Below are 20,553 nucleotides of genomic sequence, written 5' to 3'. Positions count from 1 at the left end.
AGTCAGGCGACCGTGCCAGCGGCCGTGGCTCGCCGCCAGCTGTCGTACAAGCCGGTGTAGACACCGCCCGCCGCGAGCAGCTCGTCGTGCCGGCCGCGTTCCACCAGCCGGCCGCCATCGAGCACGATCACCTCGTCGGCCCGTTCGGCGGTGGCCAGCCGGTGCGCGACGGTCAACGACGTGCGGCCCGCGGTGAGCCGCCGCAACGCCTCGATGAGCGTCAGCTCGATCCGCGGGTCCACGGCCGAGGTCGCCTCGTCGAGGATCAGGCAGGCCGGGTTGGCCAGGTGCGCGCGGGCCAGCGCGACCAGCTGCCGCTCGCCCGCGGACAGGCTCTCGCCGCGCTGCCCGACCGGGGTGTCCAGGCCGCGCGGCAGGCCGGCGAGGAACGCTGCCGCACCCAGCTCGTGGAAGGCCTGCTCGACGTCGGTACGGGTGGCGGACGGTTGCCCGTACCGGACGTTCTCCTCGACCGTGGTGTCGAAAAGGAACGGTTCCTGCGGCACGACCACCACCCGCGAGCGCAGCGACTCGGTGGCGATTTCCCGTACGTCCACGCCGCCGATCAGGATGTGGCCGCGGTCGGGGTCGGCCAGCCGGGCGATCAGCTTCGTCAGCGTCGTCTTGCCCGATCCGGTGGCGCCGACCAGCACGACCTGGCGACCGGCCGGCACCTCGAACGACACGTCGGTCAGGGCCGGGCCGGCGTTCGGGTAGCCGAAGGTGACATTCCGTACGGCCACCGCCGGCGGGCTGGCTGGCAGCTGCCGGCCGTTGACCGGCTCGGTGACGTCCTCGGCGATGTCCAGCAGTGCCAGCACCCGGCGCCAGCCGGCCACGGCATTCTGCGTGAAGTCGATGACCTGAGTGAACTGCCCCACCGGCCCCAGGAACAGGGTCACCAGCAGGAGGAACGCGACCAGCTCACCGGCGGTGCGCCCGGTTGACGGGCCGATCGCCAGGCCCACCGCGACGACGCCGACCACCACGATCGCGGCGAACAGCTCGGCGAGGGAGAACAGCACGCTGCCCAGATAGCCGGCGCGGGCCTTCGTGTCCCGCCAGCGGTGGATGGTCGCCGTGGTCCGCCGCAGGCTCGGCTTCGTGATGCCGTAGGCGCGGATGACGGCCGCGCCCTGGATCGTCTCCGAGGTCACCGTGAGCAGATCGGCGACGCGGCCCCGGACCGCGGAGTGCGCGGGCCCGAGGCGCCCGGTCAGCACGTGGATGAGGACGATCATCGGCACGATCAGCGCAACCGTGACCAGCGTCAGCCAGACGTCGTAGTACAGCATGCCGGCGAGGGCAGCCAGCATGGCGGCGCCGTTCACCACCCAGGCGATGCCGCCCCACTGCAGGAACTGGCTGAGGGTCCCGACGTCGGAGGTCACCCGGGACACCAGCTTCCCGCGCGTTTCGGCCGAGTGGTACGCCACGCTGAGCCGGTGTATGTGGCCGAAGGCGCGGACCCGCAGCCCGCACAGTGCGCGCTCGCTGGCGATCGCAAGGCGCAGCAGGCTCACCCAGTTGACCAGGGCGGTGCCCCCCACCGCCACCGCCGCCAGCGCGCCCAGGAGAACCAGGTGGCCGACGTCGACGTGTCCGGTGCTGAGTCCCCGGTCCAAGAGCTGCTGGACGAGGACCGGTACGGCCAGCCGGCCGAACCCGCCGACCAGTGCGAGGACGAGCGTCAGGGCCAGGCCGTCGCGGATCTCCGGGATGGAGGCGAAGCCGCGCCGAAGCACCGCGGGCGTCGACCCGGCAACACCGTCGGGATCGACCGTGACCGCACTCATGCCGCCACCCCCTCTCGCTGGCATCTCCGGATCAGCCGGTCGTAGCCGTCGATCCGGAGCAGGTCACCATGGGCGCCGACACCGGCCACGCGGCCGCTGTCGAGGTACACGACCGCGTCGGCCCTGGCCAGCGTCGCGGCGCTGGTGGTGACGACGATCGTGGTGGTGGACGGCAGGCTGGTGGCCAGCCCGCTCATGATCTCCTGCCGGGTGGTCGCGTCGACCGCGGACGTGGCCTCGTCCAGCAACAGCACCCGGGGCCGGCGGACCAGGGCCCGGGCCAGCGCGAGGCGTTGTCGTTCGCCGCCGGACAGCGTCACCCCACGCTCGCCGACCCGAGTCGCCAGCCCGTCCGGCTGGCCCTCGACGATGGCGGTGGCCCGGGCGAGACGGAGCGCCTCGTCCAGCCGCTCCCGGTCGGCGTCCGTGGGTGCTTCCGATGGGGTGCCGTCGAAGTCGAGCCGGACGTTCTGGGCCAGCGTGCCGGCGAACAGGAACGGCTCCTGGAAAACCGCCGCACAGGCCGCCGCCCGGTCGGCTGCGCCGACCCGGTACAGGTCGACCCCGTTCAGCAGCACCGTGCCGCCGGTCGGGGGCAGCAGGCCGGCCAGCGCCAGCAGCAGCGTGCTCTTGCCCGACCCGGTGCTCCCGGTGATCGCGACGGTCGCGCCGGCCGGGACGTCGAAGCTCACATCGGAAAGGACCTCCGGGCCGTCCGGGTAGGCGAAGCCGAGACCGCGGACGCGCAGGTCGAGCGGACCGTTCGGCAGCGGCTGCGGATCCACCACAGCCGGCGGTGGCGTCTCGCCGAGCACCTCCTGAACCCGGCCGTACCCCGCCAGCACGTGCGGCACGTGGGCCAGCACGTTGCCGATCACGCTCAGCGGCACTGCCAGGATGGCGAACAGGTTGACGAAGCTGACCAGTTGGCCGACCGTGATCGCGCCGCTGTCCACCCGCCACGCCCCGACCACCAGGACGACCAGCGACGTGGCGGCCGGGATCAGATCGAACAGCTCGTTCATCAGCCATTCCCGACCGGCCAGCTTGATGTTCGCATCGCGGAGCCGGGCCGATTCGGCGCCGAACCTGTCCCGCTCGGCGCGGTCCCGGCCGAGCGTCTTCACCAGGAAGGCGCCGTCGAAACTCTCGTGGGCGACTGCGGTCACCCGCCCCAGCCGCTGCTGGGCCTCCGCGGCGAGCCCTTCGACCCGTTTCTGGTACACCGAGTTGACCAGCAACAGCGCCGGGATCGAGGCACCGCCGACCACTGCCAGGATCGGGTCCACCGCCAGCATCCAGCCGGCGGTGACCAGGAACATCAGGAACATGCCGAGTACCTGCGGCATTCGGGCCGGCAGGTCCGCGGCCGCCTCCGGGTCGGTGGTGACGTGCGCCAGCTTCTCGCCGGTCGGGTGGGCCCGATGGTAGGCAATCGGCAGCGCGTCGTACCGCTCGACCACGGCCTCCCGCAGGGAGGCATCGAACCGGGCCCGGGTCGCGGTGGCGGTCCATCGCAGGATCAGCGCTGCCGTGCCCTTGACCACGCCGATCGCGAGCACGACCAGGACCATGGCGAGGGCGGTGCCGGTGGCCACCTGGCCGCCCTCGAACCTCGGTATCACCACGTGGTTGACCAGCTCGCCGAGCGCGACGGACCAGACGGTCAGTCCCGCTCCATACAGCATCGCGGCGGCCAGCCCCCAGCTCATCGGACCCGGATGGGCGCGGAAGGCGGCGAGCAGCAACGTGCGCGACCGGCGCAGGACGTTGGGCCGTGCGGCTGGCCTCTGATCCACTGTCGGCACTTCCTCATCATTCGCTGTCGTCATTGCTGCTCAGCGGAGGCGCTCATGGCGGCCCGCAGGCTGGCCGGGCGCATGTCCGTCCACAACCCGCCGATGCGCGCCAGACAGTCATCCCGGGACGCCGGCTCGCCGACCGGCTCCCACCCGGCCGGTACCGGCCGACCCGACCGCCAGATCGAGTACTGCTCCTCGTCGTTGCGAACAATCACGTACATCTCGTCGGTGTCGGTCATGACTGCCTCTCGCTCGCGGCCGGGGCCGCACGCGGCTCCGGCGACAGGGGGAACCGGCCGGAAAGGGCCTCGATCTCGATCTCGATCAGGACCGAGCCCCCGGCGCGTGCGGCCGGCCCGGAATCCGCCGGGTCGACGCGAGCCAGGTGCGCCACAAGTCGGTCCCGGTCGGTCACCACCCGGGCGCATCCGCGAACGTCGATCACCATCGAGTCCCCGGCTTGCGGCTCGCCGGGCGGCGCCCCGTCCGGCTGGAAAATCGCCAGCACCTTGCCGCCGTCCAGCAGCGGCAGCTGCGGATCGGTCCGGTCGAGCACCCCGAGCAGGACGCCGTTGCGACCGCGGTCGCGATCCAGCACCAGCGGCAGCCGGGTCGCGACCGGGAACTCCCCCGCACCGGCGCTCACCAGCGTTCCGGAGCCGCATCGCTCGATCAGCGTCACCGGCGTCGCGGCGGCCGGCCCGGCGTCGTGCCCCGCCGGCGGGAACGCGCGCGCCAGCGAACCGCCGTCCTTGACGATGGCTGTGATGATCTGCTTGGACCGGAAGGGCAGCTGCGACAGCAGCGTGTCGCCGAGCCCGTGCGTCGCCTCGGCGAAGCCCTGCACGTACAGGCCGCAGGTCAGCTCGTCGGTCGTGCGCACGCGGTGTTCACGGGAAACCGCCAGCCCGCCATCGGCGGCGGTGTCCAGGTAGGGAAGGACGTCGCGGTACATCTCCGAGTCCAGTTCGCGCCGGTACCCGGTGGCCAGCACCAGGCCGTCAACTCGGAGCACGCGGGCCCCGCCGCCGAAGCGGGCGTCGACCCCGATCCGGATGCCCGTGCCGTCGGCCCCGGCCTCCGCCCCGGACAGCCGGGAGCCGTCGTGCACCACGAGGCGGGTGCGGCCGCGGACCTCGTCGGCGTAGACCAGCCGGTACAGCTCGTCGAGAAAGCTCGCCTCCACCACGCCGTAGTTGGTGGTTCGCAGGCCGGCGTAGTAGTCGCGCCGGTTCGCCTCGCTGCGGGAGTAGTAGTCGGCGGCGTTGGCCTCGAAGAACTGCTCGTTCGCGAACGGGTTGTTGTCGGTGGCACGCAGCGAGTACCCCGGCAGGATCAGGTGCACGCGGGCGTTGCGGTACCGATCCAGCAGGTAGTGGGTGATCTCGCCGGCGCTTTGCCCGTCGCCGGCGACCGCGAACTCCCACTCGCGGTCGCGGTCGGTGAACGTCTCGGGGACCGTTGGCAGGAACGCGCTGGAGTGCACCACGGTCGGGCCGAGCGTCACCGCCTCCGGCACGCGGGGTACGCCGCCGAGCGCGTGCACGATGTTGCGGGCGTGGTACTCGAGGACGCCGCCGGTCGTGGTGTCGGTCGCGGTCACCCGGAACAACGACAGCGTGCCGTCGTTGTCGCGGACCGCGGTCACCGCGCGGACCGCGGAGCGGTAGCGCACCATGCCGGCGAACTGTGCGGCGACCCACCTCAGGTAGTCCTGGAACTCCAGCCGGGTCGGCCGGAACTCGGCGAGGTTCACGAACCTCTCCAGCCGCCCCTTGGCCTTCTCGTACTGGAGGAAGGTGAATGGGCTGGCCAGGTTCCGCAGGGACACCAGGTCCTTGAGGAAGGAGATCTGCATCCGGGCGCCGTCGATGAGCATGCCCTCGTGCCAGCGCGTTTCGCCGGAGCGCTCCAGGAACAGGCCGCGGCGATCCGGCGCGATCTCCTGGGCGGCGATCGCGAGTGCGATGTTCGACGGTCCGAAGCCCAGCCCGATCACGTCGTACGGGTCATCCGGCGTGCCGAGATTCCGCACGTACCGCTCCCCTCCGCGCCGTCTGCCCGGCTGGTTCATTGGGTGTCTCGGGTCGCTGAGGAGCCTTGGGCGATGCGATCAATGCGACCGGTGTCCAGGAAACCGACCACGGGCGGCACCGTGGACACGACACGACCGGCCTCGTCGAGCCGCTCCCGATACCGCGCCGCGACCTCGGGAAGCCGGGTCCAGTGCGTCGTGGGGCGCAGATGGTGCTCCTGGTGGTATCCGTCGTTGAAGGTCAGCCGGTTGTACAGCCGGCTGTAGTAGCTCACGGAGTTCGCGTACCGGCTCTCCGGCTCCGCCCCGAAGTGCCGGTAGTAGTTCTGGACGTTGACCCAGGTAAACGCGGCCGCTACCGCCGGCAGGTAGCACAGCAGCAGCCACTGCCACGAGAGGACGGCGAGCAGCACGATGAAACTCAGGTGCGCCAAGCGGTCGTAGCGGATCTGGGCGAGCTCGGCCGCGCGCCGGGCCGGGTGCCGGGCGGCCCATCCTCGCAGCGTGGTCTCCGCCGGGCCGACGCCGCACAACCGGCGCAAGGACGCCCAGGTGCCCACGAACTCCCGGGCCGAGGCAGCGAGGCTGAAGACCAGGTACCGCCAGAGCGGGGCGTGGTCGTCGTCCCGGCTGTATCGGTACGTGGAGCTGAGGTCGGCGGTGACCCCGTCGCGCTTGCGGTCATTGTTGTACCGGTGGTGGTTGCGGACGTGACTCAACTGGTACGCCTGTACCGACTGCGCGATGTTCGCCGAGTTCATCAACGACACGAGCGCGTTCAGCCGGTCGTCGGTGAACCAAGGCTGGTGCACGAACATGTGGTTAACGATGAGCACCGAGTAGGTCACCATGGCGGTGACCAGGATCGCCGAGCCGAGCCGCGGCCACAGCCCGTCTGGCGTCAGCACGGCCAGCGCGATCGTCCCGGCGAACTGCACGATGCAAATCCCGAGCAGGATGGCGTCGGTCGGACTGTTGCGCCATATCCGTCCGGGTTCGCGGTCGATCATCTCACCGTCACCTTTCCCGAGTCCTCTTCGACGGAGCCCGGGCACGCCTGCCGGCTGACCTCGGTGGGCCCGATCCGGGAGGCGGATTCGACCCAGGTGAATGCCGCTCGTCGTTCGTGAACGCTGACCGACGATACGTAGCTCCGGCTTCCCAGCGCAGTCACGTGAACCGGCGACGCGGCGCCCGGCCCGCTTCGCGGATCGTGGGCGCGGGGCGGGGGGCTGTTTTACGGGACACGGTCCCCCACTGGCCCGGCGTTAGGTTTCTTGGCAGGAGGTTCGACCGGCTTCTTGCCGAAATGCCGTGCTGTGCGAGGGAGGTGGCTCGCGGTGGCCCTTCTGCGTGCGATTGCCAGGTTTTCGACGTAGGAAGAGGAAGAAGCACGATGCGTCCAACTACCCGATGTTCTGATCAGGCGGTGGAAGACCCGACGGCGCTGCCGATCCAGACGGTGTTCGCCCGCGCGTGCGACCCCGAGAGCACGCCACTGCCCGACGCCCTGCGGGCCGCGATCGTTGCGGAGTTGGACCACGGCTGCGCCGACGATCGCGGTTCGCGGGTCCCGCTGGCCGACCTCGGGCCGTCGGTCGCCGCCTGGGCCGCCACGCAACGCTCGCGCTTCGAAGCACTTTTCGCCGCGGCGGAACGCGAGGGCCGCGTCGACGTGCTCGTCCGCCGGGCGGTCCTCGCGTGTGCCCCCTTGGCCTCGCTGTCCGGTGCCTGGCTGCAGTGGATGAGCGAGCCGGGCAACGCCGAGGAAGCGGTCACCATGCGGGTGCTCTCCCTGTTCGCGGGCGACGTCGGCGCCGGGCATCCGCGGGCGTCCCGAGGCAGCGTCTACCTCTCTCTCATGCAACACCTCCGGGTGGCCGTGCATGCGCATCCGGCGAGTCAACTGGCGCAGGACCGCCGAATCGCCGACCAGTCCTTCTACCTACCGGCCGTCGCGTTGACGATGAGCCGGCGCCCGGACGCTTACCGGGGCGAGATCATCGGTCTTGACCTTTGCCTGCGTGAGGTCGGCATGCTCCCGCCGCTCGACGGTGTTCAGACCCGGCTTCCGCACGCGATCGGATGGGACGCGCTGGATCCGAGCCGCGCGCGCACGCCGGACGAGCCGCCGACGGTCGAGGATGCTCGGGCCGTGGCCGCCGCGTTCGTCGAATCAGCCGGTACGGCCGGCGCGACCGCGGTCGAGCGCGGCTTCGCCTGGGCGTTCGGCGCGCTGCGACGTTGGTGCGACGAGGTGGCCCGGGAGCTGGACGCCGCTCGCGACCCGGGTTTCGAGATGGCGGAGCTGGTGCGGTCCCGGGCCAGGGAGGCGTCGGTCTATCACGACCGGTTCAGCGTGCAGGGCCGGCCGCTGCAGGAGTGGCTCTCCGAGGCGCGCACCGACCCGATCCCGTTCCTGACCGCGCTGGCGAACAGTCGCCTCATCCGGCCGGGCAGGTCCGAGGCCAGCCGTCTGACCGGCGCGCTCGTGTCGGACAAGGGCCGGATGTTCCGGATATTCCCGGACAACGAACTGGACACGATCAAGCGATGGATCGACGCGCTGCCGGCGGATCCCGCACAGCGGGCAGGGTGGCGACCGCCCGCCCATCAGCCCCGGCGAATCACGCTCCGGCCGGCCTCGGAAAGCGCCCGCGATGACGGCGACGCTCCCGCGGACATCCGGCAGGCATACATCCGTCTGTTGCGGCGCACGATCACACCGGCGACCCGCCGGTATGCGCTGCGATACGTGGAAGAGCGGCTCGCCAGGTCCCGCCAGGGCATGGAGTCGTCCGCCCGGTCACTGCCGGACGAGCACCCGGTGGACGGTCTGCGGTCTTGGCTGCTCGACCAGCACGACCTCCACAACATGGAGTTCCACAACGGCTTGGGCGATCCCTTGCCGGACCGCGCCGAGTTGATCGACTCGAGCGTGCAACTGGCGCCGCTCACCCTGATCGACGGTGCCTGGCTGACCGGCTACACCGACTATCAGCTCGCCTCCTCCGAGCGCGGGCACTTCCTCTTCGACACCTACTGGGACGAGCTCGGCAACGGCGACCTGAGCCTGAACCATCCGCTGATCTACCGTGCCGTGTTGCGGGAGATGGGCATCGACCTCCCACCGACTGGCTCGCCGGAGTTCGCGACCTGGCCCGGGTTCCGGGACCAGTCGTTCGATACGCCGGTCTACTGGCTGGCGATCGGCCGGTTTCCGCGCACGTTCGAGCCGGAGATTCTCGGCCTGAACCTGGCGATGGAGCTGTCAGGGGTCGGCGGCAACTATCGCCGCGGCCGGCAGACGCTCAAGAAACACGGCTTCAGTACCGCCTTCGTCGACATCCACAACACCATCGACAACGTCGCGACCGGCCACTCCGCCTGGGCGGCCGACGCCATCGACGGATACCTGGCCCAGCAGGCGCCGACGGCCGGCACGGACGCATGGGACCGGATCCGGGCCGGATACCGATCGCTGAATGCACCATCCGGACTCCTGGCACGCAAAGGGCCCGCCGAGCCAAAACCTGAGGGACGGTCGCAGGTCTGAGCTGGTCCCGGGCATCTCCGCCGACGATCACGACAGTGCGGCGGCGCTCGCCTGCAATCGGGTCGCCGGTTTGGTGATCTGGTCAACCCCGTGGCTGATCCGGCGTTCCTGGTGTGCGCGTGGGAACGCGTCACGACCAACAGGGGCGCTCGGACCCCGGGTATCGACAAGGTCGTGATCCCCAAAGGAAATACAGGGAAGTTCCGGAAACTCGGGATTCCCACCATCACCGACCGGGGAGTCCAGGCTCGTATGGGTTCCGCCCGAACCGGCGCGCGCAGGACGCGGTGGCCGAGATTCACTATTACGCCTCGAAGCCCCGGAACTATCACTGGGTGCTGAAGGCGGACATCGAAGCCTGTTCTGATGAGATATCGCATCGGGCATTGATGGACCGTTGCGGGCGAGAATCACGGACGAGCGGGTCCGTGCGCTGGTGAAAGCGTTCCTGAAAGCCGGAGTTCTGACCGAACTCGGTAAGAAGGAAGAGACCCTGACCGGACCACCACAGGGCGGGATCTTGTCTCCGTTGCTGGCCAACATCGCCGTGTCCGCGGTGGACGATCATTTCGATCACCAGTGGCGGGCGATGGGGAGCAGGTACCAGCGGGCCAAACGCAAGGCAGCGGGTCATGGCGTGCAGAATCATCCGCCATGCGGATGATTCGTCCTGATGATCTGGGGCGAGCGGCATCATGCCGAGGCGTTGCGGGAGGAGGTGACAGCCGTGCTGGCCCCGTTGGGGCTGCGACTGTCACCGGAGATCACCCGTGTGGTCCACATCGACGAGGGCTTCGATTTCCTCGGGTTCACCTTGCGTCGTGAAGGCGCGAACGTACAGATCGACCCGATATCAGGACCTGGATGTGGTGCTGAGAGCTATCAACCAGGTCTTGGTGGGTGGGCGAACTATTTCCGTCACGCGGTGGCCAAGACGGTATTCAGCGATCGAACGCGTGCAACCTCACCAACCACCTGAACCTTACCGCGTTTCGAATAAGGCAATAAGGATGCGGCTATCCGCGTGCCTTACTGCCTGGCGACTAAGGTCGAATCCGGAGGCACCCGAGGAAACGAACGGAAGCGAGTCGCCCGTGACCGACGCTGTGTGGACCAGCGTGTCCCTGCCCTACGTCAGCGGGAATCCCACCGACGCGTGGGGCGCCGAAGCCGCCACGCACGGGCAGACCGGCACGCAGCAGCTGGCCGACGTCACCGAACTGCCCGCGCCGGACGCGGTCGCCGACGCCCTCGGCCTCCCCGCTGGGGCGCCGGTGGTGGTGCGGCGGCGGATCATGCTGCTCGGCGAGCAGCCGGTCGAGCTGACCGACTCCTACTACCCCGCCACCCTCACCACCGGCACCGCGCTGGCCGAGCACCGCAAGATCAAAGGCGGCGCCGTCGCCCTGCTCCACCGCCTCGGCTACCCGCCCCGGTCGGTACGCGAAGACGTCACCGCCCGCCTGGCCACCCCCGCCGAGCAGACCGCGCTCGAACTGCCCGATCCAGCGTGCGTGCTGCAACTGTCCCGCGTGCTGTTCACCGACGGCGAGCAGCCCATCGAGGCCAGCATCATGACCATGACCGCCCAGAACCGGCGGCTGCGCTACCAGCTGACCCTGTAACCCGGAAAGGAGTCAGCCGTGCCCCGCCCCCAGGACACCCGGCCCCGCCACACCCAGATCGCCGCCGAACTCCGCGCCCAGATCATCTCCGGCGACCTCGCCCCCGGCACCCAACTCCCCTCCACCGCCCAGCTCATGGCCACCTACGACGCCGCCAACGCCACCATCCAGCGTGCCCTGGGCGCGCTCAAGGACGAAGGCTTCCTCGACAGCCGCGTCGGCAAAGGCGTCTACGTCCGCGACCAGCCCGCCCTCACCATCTCCGCCGCCGCCTACATCGCCCCCGGCCACATCACCTACCAGCTACTGTCCGTCGAGAAAACCCGACCACCAGCCGACGCCGCCGCGATTCTCGGCCTCGGCGACACCGAGACCGCGGTCCTGCGACAGCGGCTACTGCTGCGCGACGGCGAACCGGTCGAACTGTCCTATTCGTACTACCCCAGCGACATCGCCACCGGCACCGCGCTCGCCCACCCCGCCAAAATCCCCGGCGGCGCACCACAAATCCTCACCGACCTCGGCCTACCCCAACGCCACTTCACCGACCACATCACCGCCCGAGCGGCCACCACCACCGAAATCACCCTGCTCGACCTACCCGCCACGGTGCCCGTCATCCGGCAACTCCGCGTCATCCACACCAACAACGACCGCCCGGTCGAAGCCTCCATCCTCATCAAAGGCGCCCACCGCTACCAACTCCGCTACACCGACAACATCGAATAGGTAGCGGGCCTGGCCGTTCAGACAGCTCCCTTCTCGCGTGGCCGGGTGATCTCGGTTTCGTCGTAGCCAAGTTCGGTAAGAATCTGCCGGGGCGCTGGCCGAGGCCCGTTGGTGGCAGCACGGGTTCGCCGGGGCGGCCGTCGACGTGGATGCCGTGCCCGAGCACCCGCAGCGGGCTGGGCGCGGCACCGGCGGGGAACGGGCAGTTCGTGCACCCGACAGCAGGCCTAGATGTGATGTCCGGGGACGTTGTTCCGGATTGACGTGATGTTGTGGGCCTGTCGTGCTGACAGGTGAAGGCCTCCGGTTGTGGAGTGGAGCTGTCTAGGAACCACTGCATCGACCGGAGGCCTTCATGTCCCACCCTAATGCCACTTTGACCCCGCGAACCCGGCTCCGGCTGGCGCGCCTGATCGTCGAGCAGGGCTGGGGACCGGCCGAGGCCGCAAAGATGTTCATGGTCGCGGTCACCACCGCCCGCAAGTGGGCCGAGCGCTACCGCACTGAGGGCGAGGCCGGGATGGCCGATCGCAGCTCACGCCCGCACCACAGCCCCGCCCGAACACCCGAACCCCTCGTCCGGCAGATCGTGCGGCTGCGCTGGCGACACCGGCTGGGCCCGGTCCAGATCGCCGGCCGGCTCGGGCTAGCCGCCTCGACGGTGCACGCGGTCCTGGTGCGCTGCCGGATCAACCGGCCCCGCCGCATCGACAGGGTCACCGGCGAACCCCTGCGCCGCTACGAACACCCCCACCCCGGCTCACTGATCCACGTCGACGTCACCACATTCGGCAACATCCCCGACGGCGGCGGCCACCGCTACGTCGGCCGCCAGCAAGGCGCCCGCAACAAACGAACCACCCCGAACCTGCCCCGCGGCAACGACTACAAACCCCGCACCGGCACCGCGTTCCTGCACACCGTCATCGACGACCACTCGCGCCTGGCCTACGCCGAAATCCACGCCGACGAAAAGACCCCGGCCGCCACCGCCGTCCTGCGCCGAGCCGTGGCCTGGTTCGCCGAGCACGGAGTCCACGTCGAACGCGTCCTCTCCGACAACGGCTCCGCCTACCGTTCCCACACCTACCGCGGCACCTGCACCGAACTCGGCATCACACCGAAACGCACCCGCCCCTACCGGCCACAAACCAACGGCAAGATCGAACGCTTCCACCGCACCCTCGCCGAAGGCTGGGCCTACGCCCGCTACTACCCCACCGAAACCGCACGCCGAGCAGCCCTACCAGGCTGGCTCCACTTCTACAATCACCACCGACCCCACTCATCCACCGGAGGCCAGCCACCCATCACCCGCCTGACCAACCTCCCTGGACATCACACCTAGAGCTGCGCACTCTCCAGCATTTCCACCACGCTGAGCACAGCGGCGGCCAGCACGCCCGCGGAACTGAGTCCGTGTTCCCAGCACGCCGCAGACCGCCGGGTGAGCGCGATCTCGAGTTCGGGGGCCAGCTCGGCCTGGTGCACCTTGCGGGCCTCCCGCTCGGCGAACCGCTCGTCGATGGCCAGCTCCGGACGACCAATGACGCGGCGCAGCAATTCGAACTGCTACTGCTTGTTGGCCGGATGTTCAGCTCGCCGTCCGCAGCGCGGAAAAGGTGCCGGACGAACAGGCCTTTGAGCGGTTCGTTTCAGGCCGTGCTGCTTGTTGACGAAAGCGCAACTGAACCGGGACCTCAGTTCAATATCACGAACGGACACGAGTCGCTTACTGCGTCTACACAAGGCGCGAGCGGTTCAGGCCGGTAGCTGCCAAAGCCGTACGGTGTTGTCTTCGCAGGCCGTGGCGAGGATCCGGCCATCCGGGCTGAGGGCGATCCCGTTGACGCCTGGTTGTGGCAGCAAGGCGGGTTTCTCGTCGGTCAGGCCGGTGATCTGCACGCCCCGCGCACCCCGCCCCCAGAAGGCGATCAGGGTCCCGCCATCGGGGCTGAGTGCGAGCTGCTCGTCCGAACTGATCTCGATCGTGTTCAGCGGCGGCCGGGTCTGGTTGTGGCTGCGGGTATCCCAGAAGCGGATACTGCCGGCGCCGCTCTACTGCCCCGCGGTCAGCAGCGTCCGGCCGTCTGGGCTGAACGTGAACACATCGAGCGAATCGACCGCCGCGCTGTCCGGGAGGGTGATCGGTGCACCCCGATGCGAGCGGGTGGCCGTGTCCCACAGCAGCACCGTGTCCGAGGTGGCGGTCGGGTCGCCGCCGCGGGTGGCGAAGGTGGCGCCGTCCGGGCTGAACACCACATCCGCGGCGTTGCCCTCACCGAAATCGGCGGTGCCGGTGAGCCGGCGGGCGGTCAGATCCCACAGGTAGACGAGCCCGCGATCACCGCTGGTCGCCAAGGTGCGGCCACCCGGCCCGAGCGTGTTCTGCCTGACCTCGTCCGCCGGATCGATGCCGGCGGTGAGCGGTTCACCGGCCGGGTTGCCGCTGCGGACGTCCCACCACCGCACGGTCGTCGCGGTTTCGTCGGACTGTGCGGTGACCAGGGCCGCACTGTCCGCGCTGAACACGAGGTCGAGAGCGGATTCCTGGTCCCCGAAGGGACCGAGGATCTGCCCGACCGGCTCCTGCGCCGCGACGTCCCACAGTTGCACGGTGCGGTCGGCGTTGACGACGGCCACGGTGCGCCCGTCCGGGCTGAACGTCACCGCCTCGGCGGGGGTGGCACCGGTCAGCGCCCCGGTCAGCGGGAACGGGGATGCCGGCGCCATCGATTCCGGGACGGCCGGGGTGATCGGCGGGACCGGCCAGAGCACCCAGGCCAGCACACCGGCGACAACCAGCGCGAGCGCCACCGCGGCGGGCCACCAGCGGCGGGTCCGTCCGGGTTGGACAGTCGTCCGCACCGCCGTCGGGGTGCGGTCCGGGAGGGCCTTCGTCGCGCCGGCGTCGGTGGCCAGGCGGGCGCTGCCGGACTGCCGCTCGGCGATCATGCGATGCACGGCGGCAGGCCAGGCTCGCGCGGCGGGGGCGATCTGACCGACCGAGCGCAGCACCTCGGCCGGGGTGGGGCGGGCGGCGGGGTCCTTGGCCAGGCACGGCTCGACGACGCGGCGCACCGCGGGCGGGAGCCGGTCCAGGTCCGGATCGGCCTGCGCGACGTTGATCAGCGTCTGCAGGGTCGCCGTCGCGGTGAACGGGCTCGCGCCGGTGCAGGCCGCGGCCACCACCGAGCCGAGGGCGAACACGTCACCGGCGGCGGTGACGTGTTCGCCGCGTGCCTGTTCCGGCGACATGAACGCGGGTGAGCCGATCAGCCAGCCGGAGCGGGTCAGCTCCCGGCCACGGGTGTCGGCCGCGCGGGCGATACCGAAGTCGATCACGCGGACGCCGTCGTCGGCGAGCAGCACGTTGGAGGGCTTGAGATCCCGGTGCACCACACCGGCCTGGTGGATCTGCACCAGCGCCGACGCGAGCCCGGCGGCCAGGCGCAGCACCGGTTCCTCCGGCAGGGCGCCAGTCGCGGACAGGACCTCCTGCAACGACGGCGCGGGCACGAACACCGACGCCAGCCACGGGGTGGGGGCATCCGGGTCGGCGTCCACGACGGCCGCGGTGTAGGCGCCCGACACCGCACGCGAGGCTTCGATCTCACGGCGGAAGCGCGCCCGGAACCCGTCGTCCTCGGCGAACTGCTCGTGCACCAGCTTGAGCGCGAACAACCGCCCGTCCGCGCCATGGCCCAGCAGCACGCGCCCCATCCCGCCGCGTCCCAGCTCGGCGAACACCCGGTACGGCCCCACCCACGCCGGCGCGACGGGTGTCACCGCCGTCCGGACCCCGTCCCCTGCCATCGCGCGGAGGCTAAGCGGCGGCGGTGAAGTATCGATGAAACCGCGGGTCAGGCCCGGTCGTTCAGACGGCTCCCTCCTCGCGCAGCCGGGTGATTTCAGCGTCGTTGTAACCGAGTTCGGTGAGGACCTCGGCGGTGTGCTGGCCGAGTTCCGGTGGTGGCAGCACAGGTGCGCTGGGGCGGCCGTCGACGTGGATGCCGTGTCCCAGCACGCGCAGCGGGCCGGGTGCGGCCTCGGCGGGGAACGGCAGTTCGTGCACCAGGCCACGCGCCTGGATCTGGGCGCTGTCCAGCATTTCCGGCACGCTGAGCACGGCCGCGGCCGGTACCCCCGCCGTGCTCAGCCGCTCCTCCCAGTGCGCCGCGCTGTGCCGGGTGAGGGCGACCTCGAGTTCGGCGGTCAGCTGGGCGCGGTGGGTCTTGCGTGCCTCCCGTTCGGCGAACCTCGGGTCCCGGGCCAGTTCCGGGCGGCCGACGACGCGGCACAGCAGTTCGAACTGCTCCTGCTTGTTGGCGGCGATGTTCAGCTCGCCGTCAGCGGTGCGGAAGGTGCCCGACGGCGCCGCGGTGCCGTTGTTGTTGCCGAGCGGGCGCGGGGACTGGCCGGCGATCAGGTGGTTCGACACCACCCAGCCCATCGCGGTGACCGCGGTCTCCAGCATCGAAACGTCGATCATGCAGCCGGTGCCGGTGCGCTCGCGGCCCAGCAGCGCCGACGAAATCGCGAACGCCGCGGCGAGCCCGCCGAGGGTGTCCGCGATCGGGTAACCCGCGCGCAGCGGGGCCGTCTCCGGGGTGCCGGTCACGCTCATCATGCCCGAGCTGCCCTGGATGATCTGGTCGTAGGCGGGTTTCGCGCGCAGCGGGCCGGTCTGGCCGAACCCGGAGATGGCGCAGTAGACCAGGCGGGGGTTGAGCCGCCGCAACTCCGGCCAGCCGAAGCCGAGCCGGTCCAGCACGCCGGGCCGGAAGTTCTCGCACAGCACGTCCGCGCCGGCCACCAGCCGGCGCAGGACTTCCTTGCCCCGCGCGGATTTCAGGTTGAGCGTGAGCGAGCGCTTCTGCGCGTTCTGCGCCAGGAACGAGGCGCCGAGCCCCGCCCGGTTCAGCTCGGCCGAGGCGCCGAGCTGCCGGGCGAGGTCGCCACCACCGGGCAACTCGACCTTGATCACGTCCGCGCCGAGCAGCGCGAGCTGGTAGCCCGCGTACGGCCCGGCGAGCACGTTGGTCAGGTCCAGCACGCGGACCCCGGTGAGCGGGCGATCGGGGGTTTCCGTGGTCATACCACCGCTTTCTGTCGACGACGGGAGCGCAGGCGCGCGAACAGCAGGCCGGTGACACCGAGCACCAGCACGGCGTAGAGGCTGATCGAGATCGGGCTGGACACCAGCACCGCCGGATCGCCTTCGCTGACCGCCATCGCCCGCCGGAACTCGGTTTCGGCCAGCGGGCCGAGGATCACCGCGATCAGCACCGGCGCCACCGGCAGCCCGTACCGGCGCATCAGGAAGCCGAGCAGGCCGATGGCCAGCACCAGCACCAGGTCGAGGATCTTGCTGCTGGTGGCGTAGACCCCGAGCATGGCGAACACCGAGATGCCGGCGTAGAGGTAGTGCCGGGGCACCTTCAGCAGTTTCGCCCACAGCGGCGCGAACGGCAGGTTCAGCACCAGCAGCACGGCCATGCCGACGAAGAAGCTGGCCAGCAGCGCCCAGACCAGTTCGCTGGCGCGCTCGAACAGCAGCGGGCCCGGCTGCAGGCCGTACTGGCGGAAGGCGGCGAGCAGGATGGCCGCGGTGGCCGAGGTCGGCAACCCGAGCGCGAGCAGCGCGCCCATCGCGGTGCCCGCGGTGGCGTTGCCCGCCGCTTCGGGACCGGCGACGCCCTGGATGGCGCCGCGCCCGAACCGCGAATCCGGCCGCCGCGAAGCCAGCCTGCGCTCGGTGCCGTAGGCGAGGAAGGTGGGCACCTCCGAACCGCCGACCGGGATGATGCCGAACGGCACGCCGATCGCGGTGCCCCGCAGCCAGGCTGGCAGCGCGAGCCGGAACTCGCGGCGCGACAACCACAACCGGCCGGTGGACGGCAGTACGCGAGTGTCCTCCTTGGTCCCGCGACGCGCGGCCACGGCGAGCACTTCACCGAGTGCGAGCAGCCCGACGGTGATCACCACGATGTCGATGCCGTCGAACAGTTCGGGCAGGCCGCCGGTGAACCGGGCCGCGCCGGAAATGCCGTCGATGCCGACCAGCGCGATCGCCAGCCCGAACACCAGCGCGGCCAGCCCGCGCAGCACCGACTCGCTGACCACGGCCGAGATCGCCACGAAGGCGAACAACGCCAGCGCCAGGTATTCGGCCGGCCCGAACAGCGTGGCCAGTTCCGCCAGCGACGGCGCGAAGAACACCACGAGCAGCGAAGCGACCACACCGCCGGCGAAGGCGCCGATCGCCGAGGTCGCCAGTGCCTGCGCGGCCCGCCCGTCCTTGGCCATGCGGTGACCTTCGATCGAACCGGCGATCGCGGTGCTGTTGCCGGGCGTGTTCATCAGGATGCCGGAGATCGAATCGCCGAACAGCCCGCCGAAGAGCACCCCGGAGAACATGATGAACGCGCCGATCGGATCGAGCGAGAAGGTCACCGGCAGCAGCAGCGCCACCGCCATCGCCGAGCCGAGGCCGGGCAGCACGCCGACGGCGGTGCCGAGCACCGCGCCGACCAGCACCCACAGCAGGTTCATCGGGGTGAGCACGGTGAGGAAGCCCTCGCCGAGGTGGACCAGTGACTCCATCAGAACACTCCCGCCAGCAGCCCGGGGGGCAGGTTGAGGCCGAGACCGGCCGAGAAGGCCAGCTGGACCGCCGAGGAGATGGCGATCGACAGCACCGCGTCGAACGCGGGCCGCCTGCTGCCGAGCGCACGAGCGACGCCCCAGAACAGCAGCGCGCCGGAGAGCAACCAGCCGAGCGGATCGAGTGCCGCGATGAACACCACGAGGGTGCCGACCGCCCCGGCCAGTGCCCGGTGGTTGCTGCGGATACGGGTTTTGTCACCGTCACCGGTTTCGGCGGGTTCGGGCCGCCGGAGCACGTCGATGCCCAGCAGTACGGCAAAAACCACGCAGGCGACAGCGACCACCGCCGGGAACAGCCGCGGCCCGGGGGCGGCGGCGCTGCTCGGCACCTCCATGGTGAGCGTGCCCGCGGTGAGCGCGATTCCGGTGCACAGCAACAGGACCGGCACCACGAGGCCGGTGCGGCGGCGCAGATAGCCGCCGGAGTCGGTGGTGGTCACAGGCCCAGCTCCTCGATGATCGCGTCGACCCTGGCCTGGTCCTCGCGGATGAACGCGGTGAACTCGTCGCCGGTGAGCAGGCTGCTCGCCCACTTGTTGCGGCCGAGCGCGTCGGCCCACTCGGGCGAGTCCGCCATGTCCTCGACGACCGAGATCAGTTCGCGGCGCTGTTCGGCGGTGATGCCCGGCGGGGCGACCAGTCCGCGCCAGTTCGGCAGCGCGACGTCGATGCCCTGCTGGCGGAAGGTGGGCGTGTCGATCCCCGGCACCGGCGCGGTCGCCGAAACGGCCAGCGCGCGCAGCCTGCCCGCCTCGATCTGGTCGCGGAATTCGTTGTAACCGCTGATGCCGATCTCGACGGTGTTCGACAGCAGCGCGGTGAGCACCTCGCCGCCACCGGCGAAGGACACATAGTTCAGCTGTCCGGGGTCGATGCCGGCGGCACGTGCGGTGAGCCCGGCCAGCAGGTGGTCGGTGCCGCCGAGCCCGCCGCCGCCGACCGCGTGCGCGCGCGGGTTCTCGCGCCAGACCCGCAGGAAGTCCTCCAGCGTCCGGTACGGCGAGGCGGCCGGGACGATGATCACCTCGTAGTCCTCGGCGAGCCGCGCGATCGGCGTGGTGTCGAGCAGGCCGACCGGCGAGCGGTTCGCGGTGATCGCGCCCTCCATCACGGTGCCGGTCATCATCAGCTGGCTCGGATCGGGGCCGATCTCGGTGAACTGCCCGAGCCCGATCGTGCCGCCGGCGCCGGGCACGTTGACCACCTGGACGTTGTTCACGATCGACGCGCCGCGCAGGGCCTGCTGGAACTCGCGGGCCGCGAGGTCCCAGCCGCCGCCGGGCGCGGCCGGCGCCATGATCGTCAGCTTCGACCTGGGCGTCGCGCCCGAGGTCGACCGGCCGGCGTCCACCGCGGCGAACCCCGCGAGCACCAGCGTGCTCACCGCGCCGAGCACACCGAGCGCGAGTCGTTTGCTGCGCACACGATCACTCCCTTGTGATCCGGGATGTCCACCTAGTGGACAATAATGACCGCCTGATGGTAGACATGGATCCGGAGCGGACGCAATGCCCGCGCGGTGCGAGGCGAAGGGATCGGGCGCATGAAGTCGGTCGAAGCGGACGGCGAAGGCGGTGGCATCCGCGCGGTGAGCCGCGCCTGGCGGGTGCTGCGGGCGTTCTCGCCGGAGCACATGTCGCTGAGCGTCGCCGAACTCGTGCGGGAGACCGGCCTGCCGCGGACCACGGTGCTGCGGCTGGTGGACACCCTGGCCGCGGAAGGGCTGCTGGAAACCGCTGCCGACGGGCACGTCCGCGTCGGCACCAGCCTGATCGGCTTCGCGGCCTTCGCCGAAGCCGCCTGGACCGTGCCGGAGGCGTCGCTGGCGCGGATGCGCGAGCTCGCCGCCGAAACCGGCGAGACGGTCAGCCTGTACGTGCGCAAGGGCCTGTCCCGCGTGGTGATCGGCCAGGCGCCGAGCCCGAACACGCTGCGCCACGTCGTGCAGCCGGGTGACGAACTGCCGTTGTCGGCGGGCGCCGCCGCGCACGTCCTGCTCAGCCTCGAACCGGCGGACGGCCGCGACGAACTGATCACCCAGGTCGCCCGCGACGACGCCGCGCCGTTGCGGGCCGGGGTCGAGACCGCCACCGAGGCGGGCTGGAGCGTTTCGCACGGCCAGCGCGAACCCGGCAACAGCGGGCTCGCCGTGCCCATCCCGTTCGCTCCCGAGGCCGGGCGCGTCCCGGCGCGGCCGGTCGTGCTCGCGCTCGGCGGGCCGACCGTGCGCTTCACCGAAGACCGGATCCCCGGCTTCGTCACCGCCGTCCGCCGGTGCGCCGAGGACCTGGCGCGCACCGGCGTACCACCGGCGCTCTACTGAAACCCCCCGCCCCCGGAA

Annotated in this window: 19 protein-coding genes; 7 read left to right on the top strand and 12 right to left on the bottom strand. The window is 70.6% G+C overall.

All coding sequences use genetic code 11. The annotated features are described in order from the left end of the window. Window positions 1-2: 2 nt before the first annotated feature. Genes A4R43_RS02225 through A4R43_RS02205 form a run of 5 tightly spaced genes read right to left on the bottom strand, consistent with a single transcriptional unit; the run spans window position 3 to window position 6,643 of the window. Window positions 3-1,796, bottom strand: coding sequence for an ABC transporter ATP-binding protein (locus A4R43_RS02225; protein WP_113690737.1), 1,794 nt, complete (start codon window positions 1,794-1,796; stop codon window positions 3-5). Beyond that, window positions 1,793-3,595, bottom strand: coding sequence for an ABC transporter ATP-binding protein (locus tag A4R43_RS02220; RefSeq protein WP_162788276.1), 1,803 nt, complete (start codon window positions 3,593-3,595; stop codon window positions 1,793-1,795). The genes A4R43_RS02225 and A4R43_RS02220 overlap by 4 nt, the downstream gene beginning before the upstream one ends. 29 nt (window positions 3,596-3,624) lie before the next feature. Continuing rightward, the gene (locus A4R43_RS02215; RefSeq protein WP_113690735.1) at window positions 3,625-3,837 is read right to left on the bottom strand and encodes an MbtH family protein; all 213 of its coding nucleotides are present in this window, start codon (window positions 3,835-3,837) and stop codon (window positions 3,625-3,627) included. Continuing rightward, a complete protein-coding gene (locus tag A4R43_RS02210; protein ID WP_162788275.1) occupies window positions 3,834-5,633 on the bottom strand; it encodes a SidA/IucD/PvdA family monooxygenase in 1,800 nt (599 codons plus the stop codon). The genes A4R43_RS02215 and A4R43_RS02210 overlap by 4 nt, the downstream gene beginning before the upstream one ends. A 35-nt stretch (window positions 5,634-5,668) precedes the next feature. Then, window positions 5,669-6,643 (bottom strand): fatty acid desaturase family protein, encoded by a 975-nt coding sequence (locus A4R43_RS02205; RefSeq protein ID WP_113690733.1) that lies wholly within the window; start codon window positions 6,641-6,643, stop codon window positions 5,669-5,671. A gap of 419 nt (window positions 6,644-7,062) precedes the next feature. Here A4R43_RS02205 and A4R43_RS02200 point away from each other — a divergent pair, with 419 nt between their 5' ends. From A4R43_RS02200 to A4R43_RS02180, 6 genes are all read left to right on the top strand, one after another. After that, the gene (locus tag A4R43_RS02200; protein WP_205215215.1) at window positions 7,063-9,189 is read left to right on the top strand and encodes an iron-containing redox enzyme family protein; all 2,127 of its coding nucleotides are present in this window, start codon (window positions 7,063-7,065) and stop codon (window positions 9,187-9,189) included. 436 nt (window positions 9,190-9,625) lie between these two features. Further along, complete coding sequence (locus tag A4R43_RS43130; RefSeq protein ID WP_205215214.1) at window positions 9,626-9,853, top strand: RNA-dependent RNA polymerase family protein; 228 nt, start codon at window positions 9,626-9,628, stop codon at window positions 9,851-9,853. A gap of 9 nt (window positions 9,854-9,862) precedes the next feature. Beyond that, the gene (locus A4R43_RS43125) at window positions 9,863-10,168 is read left to right on the top strand and encodes an RNA-dependent RNA polymerase family protein (protein WP_205215213.1); all 306 of its coding nucleotides are present in this window, start codon (window positions 9,863-9,865) and stop codon (window positions 10,166-10,168) included. A 115-nt stretch (window positions 10,169-10,283) separates the two neighbouring features. Next, entirely contained in the window at window positions 10,284-10,814 is a 531-nt protein-coding gene (locus A4R43_RS02190; protein ID WP_113690731.1) for a GntR family transcriptional regulator, read from the top strand. 18 nt (window positions 10,815-10,832) lie between these two features. Further along, the gene (locus A4R43_RS02185; protein ID WP_113690730.1) at window positions 10,833-11,543 is read left to right on the top strand and encodes a GntR family transcriptional regulator; all 711 of its coding nucleotides are present in this window, start codon (window positions 10,833-10,835) and stop codon (window positions 11,541-11,543) included. 355 nt (window positions 11,544-11,898) lie between these two features. Then, window positions 11,899-12,891, top strand: a complete 993-nt coding sequence (locus A4R43_RS02180; RefSeq protein ID WP_205215212.1) for an IS481 family transposase — start codon at window positions 11,899-11,901, stop codon at window positions 12,889-12,891. Here the strand turns inward: A4R43_RS02180 and A4R43_RS02175 are convergent. From A4R43_RS02175 to A4R43_RS02145, 7 genes are all read right to left on the bottom strand, one after another. Beyond that, on the bottom strand, window positions 12,888-13,106 hold the full coding sequence (locus tag A4R43_RS02175; protein WP_113690729.1) for a CoA transferase: 219 nt from the start codon (window positions 13,104-13,106) through the stop codon (window positions 12,888-12,890). The genes A4R43_RS02180 and A4R43_RS02175 overlap by 4 nt on opposite strands. Window positions 13,107-13,304: 198 nt before the next feature. After that, on the bottom strand, window positions 13,305-13,448 hold the full coding sequence (locus A4R43_RS42525) for a WD40 repeat domain-containing protein (protein ID WP_162788274.1): 144 nt from the start codon (window positions 13,446-13,448) through the stop codon (window positions 13,305-13,307). Window positions 13,449-13,601: 153 nt separating this feature from the next. Then, on the bottom strand, window positions 13,602-15,359 hold the full coding sequence (locus A4R43_RS42520; protein WP_162788273.1) for a WD40 repeat domain-containing serine/threonine protein kinase: 1,758 nt from the start codon (window positions 15,357-15,359) through the stop codon (window positions 13,602-13,604). A 61-nt stretch (window positions 15,360-15,420) separates the two neighbouring features. Continuing rightward, window positions 15,421-16,641: a CaiB/BaiF CoA transferase family protein gene (locus A4R43_RS02160; RefSeq protein WP_113690727.1), complete on the bottom strand. Its 1,221-nt coding sequence runs from the start codon at window positions 16,639-16,641 to the stop codon at window positions 15,421-15,423. Next, on the bottom strand, window positions 16,638-18,149 hold the full coding sequence (locus tag A4R43_RS02155; protein ID WP_113690726.1) for a tripartite tricarboxylate transporter permease: 1,512 nt from the start codon (window positions 18,147-18,149) through the stop codon (window positions 16,638-16,640). The genes A4R43_RS02160 and A4R43_RS02155 overlap by 4 nt, the downstream gene beginning before the upstream one ends. Beyond that, complete coding sequence (locus tag A4R43_RS02150; protein ID WP_113690725.1) at window positions 18,149-18,652, bottom strand: tripartite tricarboxylate transporter TctB family protein; 504 nt, start codon at window positions 18,650-18,652, stop codon at window positions 18,149-18,151. The genes A4R43_RS02155 and A4R43_RS02150 overlap by 1 nt, the downstream gene beginning before the upstream one ends. Further along, window positions 18,649-19,635 (bottom strand): Bug family tripartite tricarboxylate transporter substrate binding protein, encoded by a 987-nt coding sequence (locus A4R43_RS02145; protein ID WP_113690724.1) that lies wholly within the window; start codon window positions 19,633-19,635, stop codon window positions 18,649-18,651. Before A4R43_RS02145 ends, A4R43_RS02150 begins: the two co-directional genes overlap by 4 nt. Before the next feature lie 120 nt (window positions 19,636-19,755). Here A4R43_RS02145 and A4R43_RS02140 point away from each other — a divergent pair, with 120 nt between their 5' ends. Beyond that, window positions 19,756-20,535 (top strand): IclR family transcriptional regulator, encoded by a 780-nt coding sequence (locus tag A4R43_RS02140; protein ID WP_113690723.1) that lies wholly within the window; start codon window positions 19,756-19,758, stop codon window positions 20,533-20,535. Window positions 20,536-20,553 lie beyond the last annotated feature (18 nt).

Source organism: Amycolatopsis albispora (assembly GCF_003312875.1).
Lineage (GTDB): Bacteria > Actinomycetota > Actinomycetes > Mycobacteriales > Pseudonocardiaceae > Amycolatopsis > Amycolatopsis albispora.
This window is presented reverse-complemented; position numbering and strand designations above follow the sequence as displayed.